Source organism: Methylobacterium sp. SD274 (genome assembly GCF_017355285.1).
Classification (GTDB): Bacteria; Pseudomonadota; Alphaproteobacteria; order Rhizobiales; family Beijerinckiaceae; genus Methylobacterium.
The window spans coordinates 53559-69800 of the sequence record NZ_JADIJP010000010.1 but is presented as its reverse complement, the minus strand read 5'-3'; the positions used below and the strand labels follow the sequence as shown (position 1 = coordinate 69800).

Below are 16242 nucleotides of genomic sequence, written 5' to 3'. Positions count from 1 at the left end.
CGGCTCATGCGGCCTGCTTGCCGAGATAGACGTCGCGGACGCGCTGGTCGGCCAGCACCCGCTCCACGCTGTCCTCCATCAGGATGCGGCCCTGGTTGAAGACGGTGACGGTCCTGGCGATCATCCGGATGAAGGGCATGTCGTGCTCCACCACGATGAGGGCGTGGGTGCGGTTGATCTCGCGGATGAGCTCGGCGGTACGGTGGACCTCGTCATGGGTCATGCCGGCGGCGGGCTCGTCGAGGAGGATCAGCTCCGGTTCCTGGGCGAGCACGGTGGCGATCTCGACCCATTGGCGCTGGCCGTGGGCGAGCTGGCCGACATTGCGTTCGGCGATGGCCGTGAGCTGGAGCCGCGTCAGCGTCTCGTCGACGATGGAACGCGTCCGGGCGATCGACTTGCGCCGCCCGGCCGCCACGAACACGTTCTCGCGCACCGACAGGCCGTTGAAGACGTTGGGCACCTGGGTCTTGATGCCGACCCCGAGCCTGGCGATCCGGTGTGGCTCGGCCCCGGTGATGTCCGTGTCGCGGAACCGGATGCGGCCCTCGCTCGGCGTCAACTGGCCGGTGAGCATCTTGAAGAAGGTGCTCTTGCCCGCGCCGTTGGGGCCGATGAGGCAGCGCAGTTCCACCTCGCCGAGGGTGAAGTCGACATCGCCCACCGCCGTCACGCCGCCGAAGCGCATGGTGACGCCCTTGGCCTCGACGAGGGGACGAAGCGGCGGGCGGAATGAGGAAGCCGGCGCCGTCGCTGTCGTGGTGATGCTCATGGCCGGACCTCCCCTGCCAGCGCCTCGCGGGCGGGATCGGCGGGTTTGCCCGCCTTCGCCTCGACGATTTTGGTCTTGAAGACCTTGGCGAGGAGTTCGGGGATCCGCATCAGCAGGTTCCTCACCACCGGCAGCAGGCCCTGCGGGATCAGCAGGACGAACGCCACGAGGACGATGCCGAGGCCGAGATTGGAATCGACCACGTTCTGCGAGCCGGCCTCGATGATGAGCCACTGGATCAGCACCGCGCCGAGCATCGGGCCGACGAGGGTGCCGAGGCCGCCCACCAGCACGAAGATGATCACCTGCGCCGACATCGACAGGCCGAACACGGTGGGGCTGATGAAGCCGCCCCAATTGGCGTAGAGGCAGCCCGCGAGCCCGGCGACCGCGCCCGAGATCATGAAGGCGAGGAGCTTGTACAGGCGCGGATCGTAGCCGATGAGCTGCGCCCGGGTCTCGTTCTCGCGGATCGCTACCACGACGCGGCCGAAGCGGCTGGCCAGCACCCAGCGCAACAATGCGTAGACCAGGATCAGCGCGCCCATGGCGGCGTACCAGATGCCGTCATTGTCGAGCGGGTTGCCCGCGTCGCCGAGCTTGTTGAGGGCGGGGATCGCCGGGATGCCGTTGAACCCGCCGAGTTCCGCCTCGCCGATCCGGTACTGGCTGCCGGAGGTGGTGTTCACGAGCTGGAACAGGATCACCGAGACGGTGAGGGTGATGACGCCGATATAGGCGTCCGAGATCCGGCCGTAGAACATGAAGTAGCCGAGCAGCCCCGCGAACAGGGTCGGCACCAGGATGGCGATGAGGATCGGCAGCGTGCTGTCGCCCATGTTGATCATGGAGACGGCGTAGGCGTAGCCGCCGAGCCCGAGGAAGGCGGCCTGCCCGAACGACATCACCCCGCCATAGCCCCAGATGAAGCCCTGGCTCAGGGCGAACATGGCGAGTGCTGCAAAGCCCGTGGCCTGGACGAGGCCGAACGTGTCGAGGATGTGCGGCGCCCCGAACAGGAGGCCGAGCATGACGCAGAGGGTCGCGAGGAAGCCCCCTGCGGAGCGACGGTCGACGGGATTCATAGGCTGCGCCTCAGGTAGCGGCCGGTGATGCCCTGCGGCAGCACGCGGATCAGCAGGATCGCGGCGACGAGGAGGGCGACGTCGCCGATGACGGGCGTGGTCCTGAACGAGACCAGTTCGTTGATGAACCCGAACACCGAGGAGGCGAGGCCCGTGCCCGTGACGATGGCAGGGCCGCCGCCCAGCACGGTGATGAAGGCGCGGGAAATGTAGGCCGCCCCCATGGAGGGGGAGACGCCGGAGATCGGCGCGAGGATGCCGCCGGCCAGCCCCGCGAGGGCCGCGCCGAGGCCGAAGGTCGCCATGTAGATGCGGTCGGGCGAAACGCCCATGGCAGCGGCCATGCGTGGGTTCTGCATGGTGGCCCGCAGGATCAGCCCGAACTTCGTCATGCGCAGGAGGAGGAACATGCCCGTCAGCACGGCGAGCGCGGTGGCGATGATGACGAGGCTGTAGAGGCTGGCGCCGTAGCGGCCGATCTCGAAGCTCCCGACCGGCGTCGAGACGCCCCGCACGACGTTGCCGTAGAGCGTGGTGATCAGGCCGATCAACCCGAGGCTGATGCCCCAGGTCGCCAGCATCGTGTCCATCATCCGCCCGTAGAGGAAGCGGATGACGGTGCGTTCGAGGATCAGCCCCACCGCCCCCACCACCAGGGGCGGCAGGATCAGCATGGCGATCCAGATGTTCACCCCGGCGCCGTTCGCCATCACGGCGGTATAGGCGCCGAGCATCATGAACTCGCCGTGGGCGAGGTTGATGATGCGCATCATGCCGTAGATCACCCCGAGACCGAGGGTGATCAGGACCAGGGTGGCGATGCCGGTGGCGACGTTGAAGGTCAGGAGCCCCGCGAGATCCATGAAGAGGCGCCTCAGCCCTTCAGGTCGGGCGTGAACTGCTTGTTCATGCGCGGATTCTTGACGAGGTCGCAGGCGCCGCCGGTATCGGCCGGGAACGAATCCGGGAAGGCCGCCAGCTGCTCCCACTTCCGGTCCTTGGGCCGGGCGAGGTAGGTGTTGCGGATGGTGTGGTGGGTGCCGGGATCCATCGTCACCTTGCCCGTGGGCGAGTCGATGGTGATGCCGCTCTCCAGCGCCGCCACGACGGCGTCGCGCTCGATCGAGCCGGCCTTCTTCACCCCTTCCGCCCAGAACATGATGCCTTCGTAGGTGGCGGTGTCGAGCTCGCTGAGATCGGTGACGTCGGCGCCGAACTTCCCCTGCATGCCGGCGACGAAAGCCTTGCTCGCGGGCGTGTCGAGGTCGTTGTACCAGCCGTAGCAGGTGAGGATGCCGTTGGTGGTGGAGGTGTCCATGGTGGTCAGCTCGTCGCCGAGGCCGAACACGCTGGCGCCCATGGGGATCTTGCCCTTCATGCCGGCGGCGTCCCACTGCCGGTAGAAGCCCGAATGGTTGGCGCCGACGAGGGCGGAGAGGACGATCTCCGGCTGCGCCTGCTGGATGCGGCTGATGGCGGAGGAGAAGTTCGTGACGTCGAGGGGGAAGAAGTCGGTGCCGGCCACGGAGCCGCCGCCATCCTTCATGAACTTCGTCATCCAGCTCGCGGTGATGTGGCCGTAATTGTAGTCCGCGGCGACGATGTAGGCCTTCTTGCCCCAGTTCTTGAGGGCGTAATCGACGATGTGGTTGACGGTCTGGGCCGGGGTCGAGTCGGTGCAGAAGACGTTGCGGTCGCAGACACCGCCCTCGTACTGGGTGTTGTAGAAGTAGAGGGTCTTGGAACGGCCGAAGATCGGCCGGATCGCCTCGCGCGACGCCGAGGTGATGCCGCCCTGGATGACGTCGACCTTGTCCTTCAGGGCGAGGGTCTGGGCGTATTGCGTATAGAGTTGCATGTTGGACTGGGTGTCGTAGGCGATCAGCTTGATCGGACGGCCCAGCAGGCCGCCGGCCTTGTTGAGGAGCTCCACCGTGTATTCGGTGGTCTCGATCATCCGCTTGCCTTCGAGGCCGAGCGCCCCGGTCCCGTCGAGGAGGCTGCCGAGCTTGATCGGCTCCGCCGCCAAGCCGTTCCGGGCAAAGAACGGCATCGCCACCGCGCCGCCCGCCCCCGCCAAACCGAGCTTGAGCGCATCGCGACGGTTCATCTGGCGACGGTTCATCGTGCCCTTGGTCATCAACATCACTCCGCTTCGTGCCGGCTGCACGGACGATCGCCGCCGGCCGCGCGGGAGTGACGTAACAAGATCGATGCCAACAAAACTCACATTACGGGCAAGGTCGGGCGAGTGCGCCGGATGCCTCCTCCATAGGCAGGCCGGGGGCCGTTTCGCCTCGCCTCAAGGCACGAAAGCCACAGATCACGCACGTCCCGCATCGGCGCGGAGAGCGTCCCGCGTGGTCGGTCAGGCGGCTCGCACGGTGGCGAGGAAGCGGGCGACCTGGAGACTGAGATGCTCGGATTGCTGCGACAGGTCGGAGGCCGAGGCCAGGACCTGGCTCGCGGCGGCGCCGGTCTCCTCGGCCGCGTTCGCCACGCTGGAGATGTTGGTGGTGACCTCACCCGTCCCGACGGCCGCCTGAGCGACGTTGCGGACGATCTCCTGTGTCGCGGCGCCCTGTTCCTCGACGGCAGCGGCGATGGAGGTGGCGACGGTACTGATCTCGCCGATCCGCGCGGCGATGGTTCCGATCGCCGCGACCGCCTCTCCCGTGGAGGTCTGGATCCGGCCGATCTGGTCGCCGATCTCCTGGGTGGCCCGCGTCGTCTGGCTGGCGAGCTGCTTCACCTCGGCGGCGACCACCGCGAAGCCCCGGCCCGATTCACCGGCCCGCGCCGCCTCGATGGTGGCATTCAGCGCCAGGAGGTTGGTCTGTCCGGCGATCTCCGAGATGATCGAGACGACGTCACCGATCTTACCCGCCGCCAGGCTGAGCTCCTGGACGAGGGAGGCGGTCCGGGCCGCCTCGTTCACCGCGAGGGTGGCGAGCCGGGCCGATCCATCGACCTGACGGCCGATTTCCTGCACCGAGGAGCCGAGCTGCTCCGTCGCGGCCGCCACCGTGTTGACGTTGTAGGCCGCTTGCTCGGCCGCTGCCGCGACCGCCAGGGATTGCGAGGCGGTCTGCGTGGCCGTCGTCGTCATCGATTGCGCCGTGCCCTGGAGCTGGTTCGCCGCTGCCGCCACGGTGCCGATGATGCCGCCCACGGCCTGTTCGAAATCCCCCGCCATCCGATGCATGGCGGCGTGGCGCTGGGCTTCGGCGCCCGCCCGTGCCAGCACGGTCTCCTCTTCCATCGCCCTCATCTCAATGAGGCGTGTCTTGAATACCTGGACCGCGTCCGCGATCGTGCCGATCTCGGTCCCCTCACCCTGGCGCGGGATCGCCACAGACAGGTCGCCCGAGGCCAGCGCCCGCATGGGCTGGACCACCGAGGCGATGCCTCCGGTGACACCGCGGACGATCCAGAACGCGAGCAGGGCCGAGAGCACGAGGCCGCCGATGCCGGCGCCGAGGACGATGGTCTCTGTGCGGGCGAAGGCTTCCCGTCCTTCGATCCGGGATGCTTCCGCGGCCTCGTTGTTGACGGTCACGAGCTGGTCGGCCAGCGAGGTGCTCAGGCGCTGAAGCTCGGTCGATCTACCCTGCATCCGCTCGAGCGCATCCTCGTTCATCCCGCTGCGCGAGAGGTCGAGGATCGGCTTGTTCTCCTTGAGGTAGTCGAGCCAGGTCGCGTTGAGGCGGTCGTAGATCGCTCGCTCGCGCGCGGAGGTCGCGAGGGGAGCGTAATCGGCCAGCACGCGCGTGACCCTGCCCTGCCGCTCGACGATCTCGGAATCGTAGCGCTTTTTCGAATCGGGGTCGATCGCGGCCAGATGGCGGTAGATGCTGATCGCGTAGCGCGCGACCCAGCCGGAGATCTCACCGGCCTTGCCGACGCTCGGCAGGGCATCCGACTGGACCGCCACCAGTTGTGCGTTGATCGTCCGTGTTGCGGTCAGCGCGACCGCCCCCATCCCGAGCAGAAACAGCGTCGTGACAGCGAAGGCGCCGATGAGGCGCGCGCGCAGGGAAAGACGGCTCAGCATGACGGCGTTCCGCGACAGAGGGGGGATGTGTGGAAAATATCCACCCCCAAGATCCACCGAAGGTCTGAATATTTTCTAAAGCTAAATACCGACGCGATGAGACTTTTGTTTCCACATAGATAAGGTTTTTGTTCCTACATCTGCAATTTAACCGGTCTTTCTCGTGTAGTCGGCTAGAAGATGCATGCACTTATTCGGTCGGTTTGTCGGTGAGGTGGCGGAACAACGATACCGACGAGCGAGATGACTCGACGCCCGGTCACGATTGCATGGGCGGGGAGGTCTCGTCGGTCCCGGTTGCTTCCGCCTTCGCCGCGCGTTCCCGCTCCGCCCTCAGCTCTTTCTCGGCCATCAGCCAGAATTCGATTTCGAATCCCATCGGCTGGTGATTACGCTCCCAGAGTTCGTAGGCGCGCCGGCGAATCTGATCGAATGTCGGGCTGGCGCTGCGTTCCGTCGATGTCTGCTTCATGGGAACTTCGCCTCGTCCAGATTCTGCTTCGTCCAAATCCCGCTCCATCCGAACCCCGTCCCGGCATCGGCCGCCGGCCTCGCGTCGCGACGGTCTCGCATCATGCCGCAGAGCCCATGGCATGTTCCCCGCCCGGGAACATTCACACAGGGCAGGGGCCGAGCGGTTCTGCGCCGCGTCATGCGATGCTAACGATCCTCCGCGAACCAGGGCGCTTCAGCGCCGTTGTCGCATATGCCTTTGTCGCACATGCAAAAGGCGGGACAGGCCCCCGGCCAGGACGCCGAACCCGCTCCGGCATCTGGCCACGGTTTCGTGCTGCAGTGCAAGATGCGGGGATGGGTCGACCCATGACCGGGGCGAGGTGGACCAGGGCGAGGTGGGCCAGGGTAAGGAGTGAGGGGAAGGCGTGACGGGCGGGGAGATCCGATATTGGAGCGTGACTGTCCTCGCGATCCTCGCACTGGCGGGCGCCTGGCTGCTGCTGCCGATGGACGAATGGCTGCGTGGCTTCGCCGAATGGACCGCGGGCCTCGGCCTGCTCGGCCCCCTTGCCTTCGGTGGGCTCTTCTTTCTCGCGACCCTGCTGGTGATTCCCTGTACGCCGCTGACCATCGCCGGGGCCGTCGCCTTCGGATGGTGGGCCATGCCCATCGCATTGGTCTCGGCCACGGCGGGCTCCGTCCTCGCCTTCATCGCCAGCCGCTACCTGTTCCGCGAGCGGCTGCGCCGCCTCATCGCGCGCCGCCCGACCATGGTGGCCACCATGGAGGCGGTGGGGGATGGCGGGTGGCGCCTTCTCACCCTGATGCGGCTGAGCCCCTTCGTCCCCTTCAATGCCCAGAACTACGCGCTCGGTCTCACCGAGGTCGGCATGGGCGCCTATCTCGTCTCGACCATCCTCGGGATGCTGCCGGGCACCGTCGTCTGCGTTTATCTCGGAATCATCGGGCGCGCGGCCGGCAGCGATACGACCGAGCATTGGCTCTTTCTCGGTCTCGGCTTCGCCGCCACGGTGGCGGCCGTCGCCCTCACCCGGCGCCGTGTGCGGCACAAGATGCAGGCCAGGCAGGCGGCGACGGCGGCATGAGGTCACCGGCATGAGGGCAACGGCATGAGAGCAGTGGCGTCGAACCAGTGAAGCGAGACAGTTGATATGAGCGGCCCGTCCCAGCCGGCGGCATCGGATCACGGCCATGCCGTGCCCGCCATGCCGGCCTCCCTGACATCCTGGCTGGTTCCCGGCGCGACCTGCTGGCGCCAGGAGCGGGCGGCCCGCGTGGCGATCCTGCACGACGGCGCCGCCTATTTCGCCGCGTCGCGCGAGGCGATCCTCAAGGCCCGATCCTCCGTGATGCTGATCGGCTGGAGCTTCGATCCGCGCGTGCGGCTGACGCCCCAGGGGGAGGCGGACCGCGAGACCATGGCCGACCTGCTGCGGCGCCTGAAGGCGACGCGGCCCGAGGTCGAGATCCGTCTCCTGATCTGGGACATGCCATGGCCGATCTCCGCCGGCACCGATCTCAAGCCCGACGACATCCGCGCCCTGCTCGGGCCGGGGATCGAGTACGTCGTCGATTCCCGCCTCCCCTTCGGGGCCTGCCAGCACCAGAAGGTGCTAGTGGTGGACGACCGCATCGCCTTCAGCGGCGGCAGCGATTTCGAGGTGAACCGCTGGGACACGCCCGCCCATCGGGACCGTGACCCGCTCCGGCGTCTGCCGACCGGCGAGGATTACCCGCCGCGCCACGACGTCATGATGCTCGTCGACGGTGCGGCCGCGTCGGCGTTGTCCGATCTGGCGCGTCAACGCTGGCAGGAGGCGACGAGCGGGCGCCCGGCCTCAGCCGTGTCCGGACCGGTCGGCACGGACGCACGCGGTCCTTCCCTCCCCCATTCTACCCTGTCCGATCCTTCCTTGCCCGATCCTTGGCCCGATTCGGTGACGCCGCTCTTCGAGGACGTGACGGTAGGGCTCGCCCGCACGATACCGGCACGGGAATCGGGGGATGCGATCCGCGAGAACGAGGCGCTCTATCTGCTGGCGATCCGCCGCGCGTCCCGTCACATCTATCTCGAGAACCAGTATTTCACCTCTCCGCTCATCGCCGAGGCCCTGGCCGCGCGCCTCGCCGAGCCGGAAGGTCCCGACATCGTCGTGGTGCTCGCCGAACGCAGCCCGAACGGCTTCGACCGGATCACCATGGACGGGGCGAGGCGCGGCCTCATCGCCCGGCTTCGCGCGGCGGACCGGTATGGCCGCCTGCGCATCCTCGCGCCGCATACGCTTCAGGGCCGTCCGATCCTCGTCCATTCCAAGGTCGCGATCTTCGACGACCGGATGCTCCGGGTCGGGTCGACCAACCTGAACAACCGGTCCATGGGCTACGACACCGAATGCGATCTCGCCCTCGAAGTGCTCGATGGCGACGCGGGCGATGTGCGGCGCATCGCCATCGCGCGGGTGAGGAACGGCCTGATCGCCCATCATGCCGGCTGCCCGCGCGACGCTTTCGAGGAGGCGGTGCGGGAGAAGGGCCTGCTCGCGGCGATCGACGATCCCGCCCTCGTCCCGGCCCGCCGGCTGTGCTCCCTCGTGGCCTCCCGGCGCGGGCCCATTGTGCGCTTCGTCGAGGCCTTCCATCTCGGAGATCCCGTCGGTCTCGCCGATGCCTGGCGACCCTGGCGCCGTCACTGGGCCCTCGCCCGGCGCCGCGAGGGAGCCAAAGCGGTCGCGGGTCAGCAGCCGGTACGCGCCGGGGCGGCGCAGGCCGCCGAGGCGTCATAGGGATTGCGATCCGACGGACGGAACGCTTCCCGCATAGTCGGTGTGCTCGGCGGCACCTGATGGTGCCTGCGAGGCGGATCGATGCGTCCCTCGTCGCGCGGTCGGTGATATGGCCTCGTTCCGTTCGGGCGCAGCATCGGCTCCGTGCCGATCGTCCACCGTCGCCGATACGAGAGCATGTTTCACCTGATCTTCGGTCTGCCCTGCCTGTACGTCGTCACCAGGGTCCTATGGCCGCTTCCATGGCCGTTCGCCGTGAAGGCCGGCATTGCCGTCCTCCTGCTCGTCGCGTCGCAATACCATCTGTGGAGCCGCCTCTCGTCCGGCTCGGTCTTCGCGCCCGAGTTTCCGCGGGTGCTGATCCTGCTGTTCAACTGGGCCTTCGGGGCGATCTTCCTCCTGGCGGCGATGCAGCTGGCGCTCGACGTCGTGGCGTTGGCCTCCAGGCTCGTGCCCGGTGGCGGCTGGGCGATCCCGGCCGGCTGGCGCTATGCCGAGGCGGCGCTGGCCATGCTCCTGTCGGCGGTGGCGGTGCAGCAGGCGGTGCGGGTGCCGCCGCTCAAGGACGTCACCGTCGAGATCGAGAACCTTCCGGCCGGCTTCGACGGCTTCACCCTGCTCCAGCTGACGGACCTGCATCTCAGCCGCCTGTTCCCGGCGGCATGGGCGCGGGAGGTGGTGACGCGATCCAACGCGCTCGGCGTCGATCTCGTGGTGGTGACCGGCGACCTGATCGACGGGGCCCTCGCATCGCGCCGCGCCGACGTCGAACCGCTGCGTGGTCTCCAGGCCCCGGACGGGGTCTGGGTGATCCCCGGCAACCATGAATACTTCTTCGACTATGCGGGGTGGATGCACCGCTATGCCGAACTGGGCATGGGCGTGCTCGAGAACCGGCATACGGTCTTTAAGCGCGGTGACGATGCCTTGGTTCTCGCGGGCGTGACCGACCTGTCGGCCTCGCATTCGGGACGACCGGTGCACGACCTCGACGCCGCTTTGGCCGGTGCGCCGCCCAATGCCCCCATCGTCCTGCTCGACCATCAGCCGAGGGGGGCGGCGCGGTCGGCCGCGAAAGGTGTGGCCCTGCAACTCTCCGGGCACACGCATGGCGGGATGATCTGGGGCCTCGACCGGCTGGTCGCCCGCGCCAATGCCGGCTTCGTCTCCGGCGCATACGCGGTCGGCGCCATGACGCTCTACGTCAACAACGGCACGGGGCTGTGGCCCGGCTTCGCCTTGAGGCTCGGGACATCCTCCGAGCTGACGCGCATCACGCTCCGGGGCAAGCCCCGATCCTAGAGCTGCGCCCGACCACAATGGGTCCGGCTCAGCTGAGGTGATGAAGATCCGACGTTCGGTACCCGCCGTCGGGGGAGTTTCCGACTCAACCCGGCCGCTTGGTTCGCCATGGGTACTCCTTACGAGCAGTCATCTGCTGGCCGGCCGGCAACGTCGGCTCGTGGCGGCAACCAGACTTTGGTCCTTCGTCCCGAAGCGGACGTTCCGCTGTCGATCCAACCTTGCCGTGGAGGGTGGTTTTCAGCTGTCCTCATGAGCGAACGGTCATCGCTCCTTGTCCCGGCTGAATGGCGTCTCGAGTGCAGCCGTGCAGCAGGTGGATGCTTATCGGCAGCTGAGGAACGAAAATCCGCTGCCTGCAGAACATCAGTATCCAGCGGCAAAAATCAATTATAGACGATACAAACGTAATATGTTTGTGTATCCTGACCCCTCCAGAGAGCGGTTCAGGCGTTTGGTGCGCCGTTGAACTATGCGAGGCCGTGATTCGATTGCGTCACCATTTCTATTGGGGGCCAACATGTCCGACGCGATCCACCCGGCTGCACCGCATCATTTGCCAATATTCATGCCGGCGGCAGACGGGACTGACGTGTTCATGTCGGTCATGGCCGTGGTCCTCGTCCTCGTGGTGATGGCAGCGGGGCTTCTGTTCCTGCGCCTGCACACCTTGCCCGAACGGATGGCCCACAAGAGCCACAAGCTGCAGTTCGAGATCGTCGCCGTGCTGGGGCTGCTCGCCCTCTTCACGCATATCCATCTGTTTTGGGTGATGGGCCTCCTGCTTGCCCTGATCGACATCCCAAACTTCGGAGGGACGCTCGGTCGCATGGCGGGGGCGCTCGAACGGATCGCGGGCCTCCCTCCAGGAACGGGAGCTGCCGGGGTGTCGGAGGACAGCGGGCCGGCCAGCGTCCCCCGGGAAGATGTCTCGCCCGTCTTACGGCCCATCCCGAGGATCGTCCCGGTCAGCACGACGAGGACCTGATCCATGCTCGAGATCTTACTGTGCTCGGTGCTGACAATCCTGCCGGACTATCTTTTCCGACGCTTCGGCCAGGGCAAGCGGTTCGGCAAGGAGATCACGCTCTACTCGGTGTGGTTCGAGCTGAGGTGGGGCATCGTCTCGTGTCTGATGCTTTCCGTGGGTCTCATCACGGTGATCTTCTATTATCACCCATCTACGAAGACCGCGACCCTGTACTACCGGACCGTTCCCATTGTCTCGGAGACCAGCGGACGTGTCGCCGAGATCTACGTCAACAGCATCAGCGGCGAGGTCAAGAAGGGCGAACCCATCTTCCGCCTGGACAGCGCGACCCAGGAGGCGGCGGCCGAGGCGGCTCGGCGTAAGATCGCCGAGGTCGAGGCGGCGATGGTGGCGGCGCGATCAGAGGTTGCGGCGTCCGAAGGCAAGGCTCAGGAGGCGAGGAGCGGCCTACAGCAGGCCATCGACGAACTGGAGACGAAGCAGGAGCTGAATCGGCGGGGCGCTGGGATCGTCGCGTTTCGCGAGATCGAGCGGCTTCAGAATGTCGTGAACGGCCGGCGCGGCGCGGTCGCGGCTGCGACGGCGGCCAAGCAGACGGCCGAAGCGCAGGTCAGCAGTCTTCTCCCCGCCCAGAAAGCCAGTGCAGAAGCTGCTCTTGCCCAAGCCACCGTAGAGATCGCGAAGACCACCATCCGGGCCGGCGTTGATGGACGAGTGGAGCAGTTCACCCTGCGGGTCGGCGACATCGTCAATCCGATCATGCGACCGGCAGGCGTGCTGATCCCCGAAGGTGCCGGACGGAAAGCCATTACGGCGGGGTTCGGGCAGATCGAAGCTCAGGTCATGAAGGTGGGGATGCTGGCCGAGATCACCTGCGTCTCCAAACCCTGGACCGTGATCCCCATGGTGGTGACGAGCGTGCAGGACTTCATTGCCGCCGGACAATTTCGTGGCGGCGAGCAGCTCATCGATGCGCAGCAGGTCGTTCGCCCCGGAACGATCACGGTGTTTCTCGAGCCGCTCTACGCGGGTGGGCTCGAAGGCGTGAAACCGGGCAGTAGCTGTATCGCCAATGCATATACCAGCAACCACGACCTGATTAACTCGGGCAAGCTCAGCACCACCAGAAGCTTGGTCCTCCATGCGGTCGATGCCACCGCCGTCGTCCACGCCATGATCCTACGTATCCAGGCATTGATGCTGCCAATCCAAACTCTCGTTTTTAGCGGACATTAATGTGGGAACGGGCAGAAGACCCAGTCAGTCACGGAGCCGATTGTCGGGTCTCCACCGGACCTAGCCGCAGACCTTCCGACCTTCTGTAACAGGTCGTAAGCGGGCGCGACGGCTGTGTCTGCTTCGGCCCACTCCCCGCCAGAAGCAGACACTGCTCCCCGATCCATTTCAGACGCTCGGGGCGGGTACGATCGGTCGAATTTCTTCAACCACCCGACCCTTGTTGCGCCACGCTCTTTGCCGAACCGGCATCCCCTTCGGCGAAGAGCGCTCTAGCCCACGAGGACGACGGCCTTGCGCGCGTAGGAGTGCCCGTCGATCTCACCGGCGATGAAGTGGGCCACGTCGGCGCGGGAAATCAGGCCGTTCCGCCAGGATGCGGGCTCCGTCAGGATCTTGTAGCGTCCCGTGGCCGAGCCGGGTGTCAGGACGCCCGGCCGGACGAAGGTCCAGTCCAGGCCAGAGCGGCGGATCCGCATCTCCTGGGCGTCCTTGTCGTCATAGGCCCGCCCGAAGACGAGGCGGAAGGGGATGCGTTGCAGCAGGCCGATGGCGTCACGGCTGTCGCCGGTGCCGAAGCCCGTCACGGCGAGGATGCGCCGCACGCCGGCTTTCTCCATGGCCGGCACCAGCACGTTGGTGGCGGACGAGAACAGGGTCACCGGCCCGAGCAGGTTCTTCGCAGGCACGCCCAGGGCCTGCACCACGACGTCGATGCCTTCCAGGGCGGATGTGACGTCGGCGGCGTTCAAGGCGTCGCCGGGGAAGCGTTCCAGCCCCTGGCCCGACAGCGACATGGTCGCGGCGGATCGGGCGAAGGCGCGCACGCGATGGCCGGCCGCCAGGGCCGCCTTCACGGTTTCCAGGCCGATGCCCTGGCTGGCGCCGATGACGAGGACGTGGGCCATGTCGAGTTTCCTGACGCGTGTTGTGACTGGCGAGCGGTGTGAAGAGGGAGGGACGGTCGTTCAGGCGGCCGGGACATTCATCTCGAAGCCGAGCCCGGTCTCGTCGATCCGACGCGTGAAACGGCCGCCCAGGCTGCGCTCGATGGTCTGTCTCAGCAGTCGGGAACCGAACCCGCCCCCATCGGACGTGACCGTCCCCGAGGAGGCCGACGTCTCCTCCCAATTGAGCGTGAGCGTTCCGTCCGACACGCGACCCGTCACTGTCAGCGTGCCGCCTCCCGAGAGGGCGCCATACTTGGCCGAGTTGGTGGCGAGCTCGTGCAGGATCATGGCGTAATCGTTGACCTTGCCGGGAGGCGCCACGGCGGCGTCCTCGACGTCGATCTCGATGTTGCCGCCGTCGAGGTAGGGGGACAGGATCCGCTCGGCCAGCGTCCGAAGCCTGACATTGCCGTGGTCCCCGGCCTGTGCCCGCGTCGCCAGGGCCGTCGCCTCGTGCAGCACGCCGAAGCGTTGCGACAGGTCCTCGGCGAAGTGAGGAGTCGAGGTGGCGCCCCGGGCGACGATGGCGGTCAGCGCCCGGGCGACGGAGAACATGTTCGAGACACGGTGCGCGAGTTCCGCCGTGAGGAGGTGCTCGGCTTCTTCGGCGCGCTTCTGCCGGGTCACGTCGAGAAAGATGGCCTGGACCCACTCGCCGACCTTGCCGGACTCTCCCCCCACCCCGCGGGCGGAGACCCAGCGTGCGTCAGGGCCGTCGCCGATGCGAAAGTCGAAACTGTAGGGATGGGAATCGGCCTCGCTCGCCGCCCAGTCGAGCATCATGGCGCGGCGGTCCTCCGCGTTCACGCGCGCGAAGAGATCGTCGATGGGGACGACGGATTCGGACGTCCCCCAGAACTCGCGGCAGAGCCCGTCGAGCTGGGCCAACCTGCGCGTCGGCGACCAGGCCCACAGGGCGACGCCGCCGCGATGGATGGTGTCGGTGAAGCTGGCCAGCGTCCACTCGTAGCCTGACGACGTCACATCCTCGGCCATGCAATTCCCGATTGAACCTCGAACAGGGTCGATGCCTGTCGCATCGCCGGGGGGACAAGCCGTTTGGCCGCGGTTTGCTCCCTCACGTCATCGACATCCTCCGATCCGCGGCGATAGCGTCGCGTTTCCCATCCTCGGCTTGGCAAGATGGGCGTGCGGCGCTCCATCGATGGCGCTTCGTGTCGCTCCCGCGGTCGAGATCGTCTTGCAGACTTCGGGCAACCGAAGCCGGACCGCCCCACCCTCTCCCCGCATTCGAGGCTCCGGGTCAGTCCGCGGCCGGACCGATCTCCAACTCCACCAGGAGAGGCAGGTGGTCCGAGGCGCGGCGGGCGAGCGGCGTGCGCACGACCTCCATGCGTCGCACCCGCACTTCCGGCCCGACGAAGACATGGTCGATCCGCAGCAGCGGCCAGCGGCTCGGAAAGGTGGCGGAGCCGGATTTCTGCCCGGCGATCCGCCTCGCATCGACGAGATGCGCGGCAAGCCGCCGGTAGGCGGCGGATTGCGGGATGGCGTTGAAATCACCCATCAGGACGAAGGGGGAGACGCAGTCGGGCGATCCGGTCCAGTCGGGGCCGAGCAGCGCCTTCGCCTGGGCCATCCGCTCCTTCGCCGACAGGCCCAGATGGGTGTTGAAGACCTGCAGAATCCGGCCATTCGCCGTCACCTCCACCCACAGGGCGCCGCGCGGCTCCAGGCCGGGCCGGTTCGCGAGGCCGGGCAGGATGCCCGACCGGACCAGCCGGGACGGAAGGCGGGTCAGGATGGCGTCGCCGTAGCGCTCCTCGGCCAGGTGCAGGGCCGGATGGAAATGGTGATCCATGCCGAGACGCCGGGCGATGGTTTCGGCCTGATCGAGGCCGCCGGTCCGGGCGCGCCCGACATCGACCTCTTGGAGCGCGACGAGATCGGCCCCGCTGGCGGCGATGACCTCGGCCACCCGGTCCGGCGACACGCGCCCGTCCATGCCGCGGCAATGACGGATGTTGTAGGACAGGGCGCGGACGCTGATCAAACGGGAAGGCTCGTCAAACGGGAAGGCTCGTCAAACGGGAAGCACTCGTCAAACGGGAAAGCTCGGGCCGAGGGCGGGAGGGCCGGCTTTGCATGTGGGACGAGACGGGCACGGGCCCTAACTAGAGCGCTCTCCGTCGAAGGGGATGCCGGTTCGGCGCCTAATCGTCGTCGTCGTCCACGGGGGAACCGGAGGGGATCGGGCTGCCGTTCTCGACGCCGTTCTCGAACATGCCGGGGGGACCGTCGAAGCCGACGACGCCGTCCGGATTGTCCGGCGACACGTTGGGGTCCACCGGCGGCGGCATGGTCCGGTCGAGGCGGCGCTCGATGCGCTCCTCGCGGCGAAGATCGTCGGTGATCGGCACGTCGCGCGGGCTCTGCGCCCAGGCCTGGGCGGCCGGGGACGCCGCGAAGAGGCCCAGCAGGATAACGGATCCGAACTTCATCTCATGTCTCCAGGCGCCGCGTCGGAGCCGTCGGAAGAGTTTATTGGACCAGGAGCGATAAACGACAGTCAACGATTATGATGAAGAACGATTCATGCTGAATCCGCCCGACCCATAGGGCCGCATCGGC

General features: G+C 67.0%; 15 protein-coding genes. 5 read left to right on the top strand and 10 right to left on the bottom strand.

The features are described from left to right. Positions 1-4: 4 nt before the first annotated feature. The 6 genes from IPV08_RS11005 to IPV08_RS10980 all read right to left on the bottom strand — a co-directional run bounded on the left by IPV08_RS11005 (position 5) and on the right by IPV08_RS10980 (position 6419). Entirely contained in the window at positions 5-772 is a 768-nt protein-coding gene (locus tag IPV08_RS11005) for an ATP-binding cassette domain-containing protein (RefSeq protein WP_207411907.1), read from the bottom strand. Then, positions 769-1857 carry a branched-chain amino acid ABC transporter permease gene (locus IPV08_RS11000; protein WP_207411906.1) on the bottom strand — a complete coding sequence of 363 codons (1089 nt, stop codon included), beginning with the start codon at positions 1855-1857 and terminating at the stop codon, positions 769-771. Before IPV08_RS11000 ends, IPV08_RS11005 begins: the two co-directional genes overlap by 4 nt. Then, entirely contained in the window at positions 1854-2720 is an 867-nt protein-coding gene (locus IPV08_RS10995; protein WP_207411905.1) for a branched-chain amino acid ABC transporter permease, read from the bottom strand. The genes IPV08_RS11000 and IPV08_RS10995 overlap by 4 nt, the downstream gene beginning before the upstream one ends. A gap of 11 nt (positions 2721-2731) precedes the next feature. After that, positions 2732-3997, bottom strand: coding sequence for an ABC transporter substrate-binding protein (locus IPV08_RS10990; protein ID WP_246747902.1), 1266 nt, complete (start codon positions 3995-3997; stop codon positions 2732-2734). A 228-nt stretch (positions 3998-4225) separates the two neighbouring features. Further along, a complete protein-coding gene (locus IPV08_RS10985) occupies positions 4226-5911 on the bottom strand; it encodes a methyl-accepting chemotaxis protein (protein WP_207411903.1) in 1686 nt (561 codons plus the stop codon). A gap of 259 nt (positions 5912-6170) precedes the next feature. Further along, a complete protein-coding gene (locus IPV08_RS10980) occupies positions 6171-6419 on the bottom strand; it encodes a DUF2934 domain-containing protein (protein ID WP_348271038.1) in 249 nt (82 codons plus the stop codon). Between the two features lie 454 nt (positions 6420-6873). Between IPV08_RS10980 and IPV08_RS10975 the strand changes: the two genes are divergently transcribed. From IPV08_RS10975 to IPV08_RS10955, 5 genes are all read left to right on the top strand, one after another. After that, positions 6874-7473, top strand: a complete 600-nt coding sequence (locus IPV08_RS10975; RefSeq protein ID WP_082470202.1) for a TVP38/TMEM64 family protein — start codon at positions 6874-6876, stop codon at positions 7471-7473. A gap of 66 nt (positions 7474-7539) precedes the next feature. Further along, positions 7540-9171 (top strand): phospholipase D-like domain-containing protein, encoded by a 1632-nt coding sequence (locus IPV08_RS10970; RefSeq protein WP_246747901.1) that lies wholly within the window; start codon positions 7540-7542, stop codon positions 9169-9171. Positions 9172-9348: 177 nt separating this feature from the next. Continuing rightward, on the top strand, positions 9349-10473 hold the full coding sequence (locus tag IPV08_RS10965; protein WP_207411902.1) for a metallophosphoesterase: 1125 nt from the start codon (positions 9349-9351) through the stop codon (positions 10471-10473). Between the two features lie 520 nt (positions 10474-10993). Beyond that, positions 10994-11461: a hypothetical protein gene (locus tag IPV08_RS10960; RefSeq protein ID WP_207411901.1), complete on the top strand. Its 468-nt coding sequence runs from the start codon at positions 10994-10996 to the stop codon at positions 11459-11461. 3 nt (positions 11462-11464) lie between these two features. Further along, positions 11465-12700 carry an HlyD family secretion protein gene (locus IPV08_RS10955; RefSeq protein ID WP_207411900.1) on the top strand — a complete coding sequence of 412 codons (1236 nt, stop codon included), beginning with the start codon at positions 11465-11467 and terminating at the stop codon, positions 12698-12700. Positions 12701-12972: 272 nt separating this feature from the next. Here IPV08_RS10955 and IPV08_RS10950 read toward each other — a convergent pair whose 3' ends face one another. The 4 genes from IPV08_RS10950 to IPV08_RS10935 all read right to left on the bottom strand — a co-directional run bounded on the left by IPV08_RS10950 (position 12973) and on the right by IPV08_RS10935 (position 16112). Then, on the bottom strand, positions 12973-13608 hold the full coding sequence (locus tag IPV08_RS10950; protein ID WP_207411899.1) for an SDR family NAD(P)-dependent oxidoreductase: 636 nt from the start codon (positions 13606-13608) through the stop codon (positions 12973-12975). A 60-nt stretch (positions 13609-13668) separates the two neighbouring features. Next, on the bottom strand, positions 13669-14646 hold the full coding sequence (locus tag IPV08_RS10945) for an HWE histidine kinase domain-containing protein (RefSeq protein WP_207411898.1): 978 nt from the start codon (positions 14644-14646) through the stop codon (positions 13669-13671). A 268-nt stretch (positions 14647-14914) separates the two neighbouring features. Then, complete coding sequence (locus IPV08_RS10940; protein WP_246747900.1) at positions 14915-15664, bottom strand: endonuclease/exonuclease/phosphatase family protein; 750 nt, start codon at positions 15662-15664, stop codon at positions 14915-14917. A gap of 160 nt (positions 15665-15824) precedes the next feature. Next, positions 15825-16112: a hypothetical protein gene (locus IPV08_RS10935; RefSeq protein WP_056425399.1), complete on the bottom strand. Its 288-nt coding sequence runs from the start codon at positions 16110-16112 to the stop codon at positions 15825-15827. Positions 16113-16242: the final 130 nt, after the last annotated feature.

What these genes read in the sequence shown, in the direction of transcription:
- IPV08_RS11000 (WP_207411906.1), bottom strand. Translation starts at nt 1,857, where the DNA reads ATGAATCCCGTCGACCGTCGCTCCGCAGGGGGCTTCCTCGCGACCCTC.
- IPV08_RS10955 (WP_207411900.1), top strand. Translation starts at nt 11,465, where the DNA reads ATGCTCGAGATCTTACTGTGCTCGGTGCTGACAATCCTGCCGGACTAT.
- IPV08_RS10935 (WP_056425399.1), bottom strand. Translation starts at nt 16,112, where the DNA reads ATGAAGTTCGGATCCGTTATCCTGCTGGGCCTCTTCGCGGCGTCCCCG.
- IPV08_RS10965 (WP_207411902.1), top strand. Translation starts at nt 9,349, where the DNA reads ATGTTTCACCTGATCTTCGGTCTGCCCTGCCTGTACGTCGTCACCAGG.
- IPV08_RS10995 (WP_207411905.1), bottom strand. Translation starts at nt 2,720, where the DNA reads ATGGATCTCGCGGGGCTCCTGACCTTCAACGTCGCCACCGGCATCGCC.
- IPV08_RS11005 (WP_207411907.1), bottom strand. Translation starts at nt 772, where the DNA reads ATGAGCATCACCACGACAGCGACGGCGCCGGCTTCCTCATTCCGCCCG.
- IPV08_RS10990 (WP_246747902.1), bottom strand. Translation starts at nt 3,997, where the DNA reads ATGACCAAGGGCACGATGAACCGTCGCCAGATGAACCGTCGCGATGCG.
- IPV08_RS10950 (WP_207411899.1), bottom strand. Translation starts at nt 13,608, where the DNA reads ATGGCCCACGTCCTCGTCATCGGCGCCAGCCAGGGCATCGGCCTGGAA.
- IPV08_RS10985 (WP_207411903.1), bottom strand. Translation starts at nt 5,911, where the DNA reads ATGCTGAGCCGTCTTTCCCTGCGCGCGCGCCTCATCGGCGCCTTCGCT.
- IPV08_RS10960 (WP_207411901.1), top strand. Translation starts at nt 10,994, where the DNA reads ATGTCCGACGCGATCCACCCGGCTGCACCGCATCATTTGCCAATATTC.
- IPV08_RS10945 (WP_207411898.1), bottom strand. Translation starts at nt 14,646, where the DNA reads ATGGCCGAGGATGTGACGTCGTCAGGCTACGAGTGGACGCTGGCCAGC.
- IPV08_RS10975 (WP_082470202.1), top strand. Translation starts at nt 6,874, where the DNA reads ATGGACGAATGGCTGCGTGGCTTCGCCGAATGGACCGCGGGCCTCGGC.
- IPV08_RS10970 (WP_246747901.1), top strand. Translation starts at nt 7,540, where the DNA reads ATGAGCGGCCCGTCCCAGCCGGCGGCATCGGATCACGGCCATGCCGTG.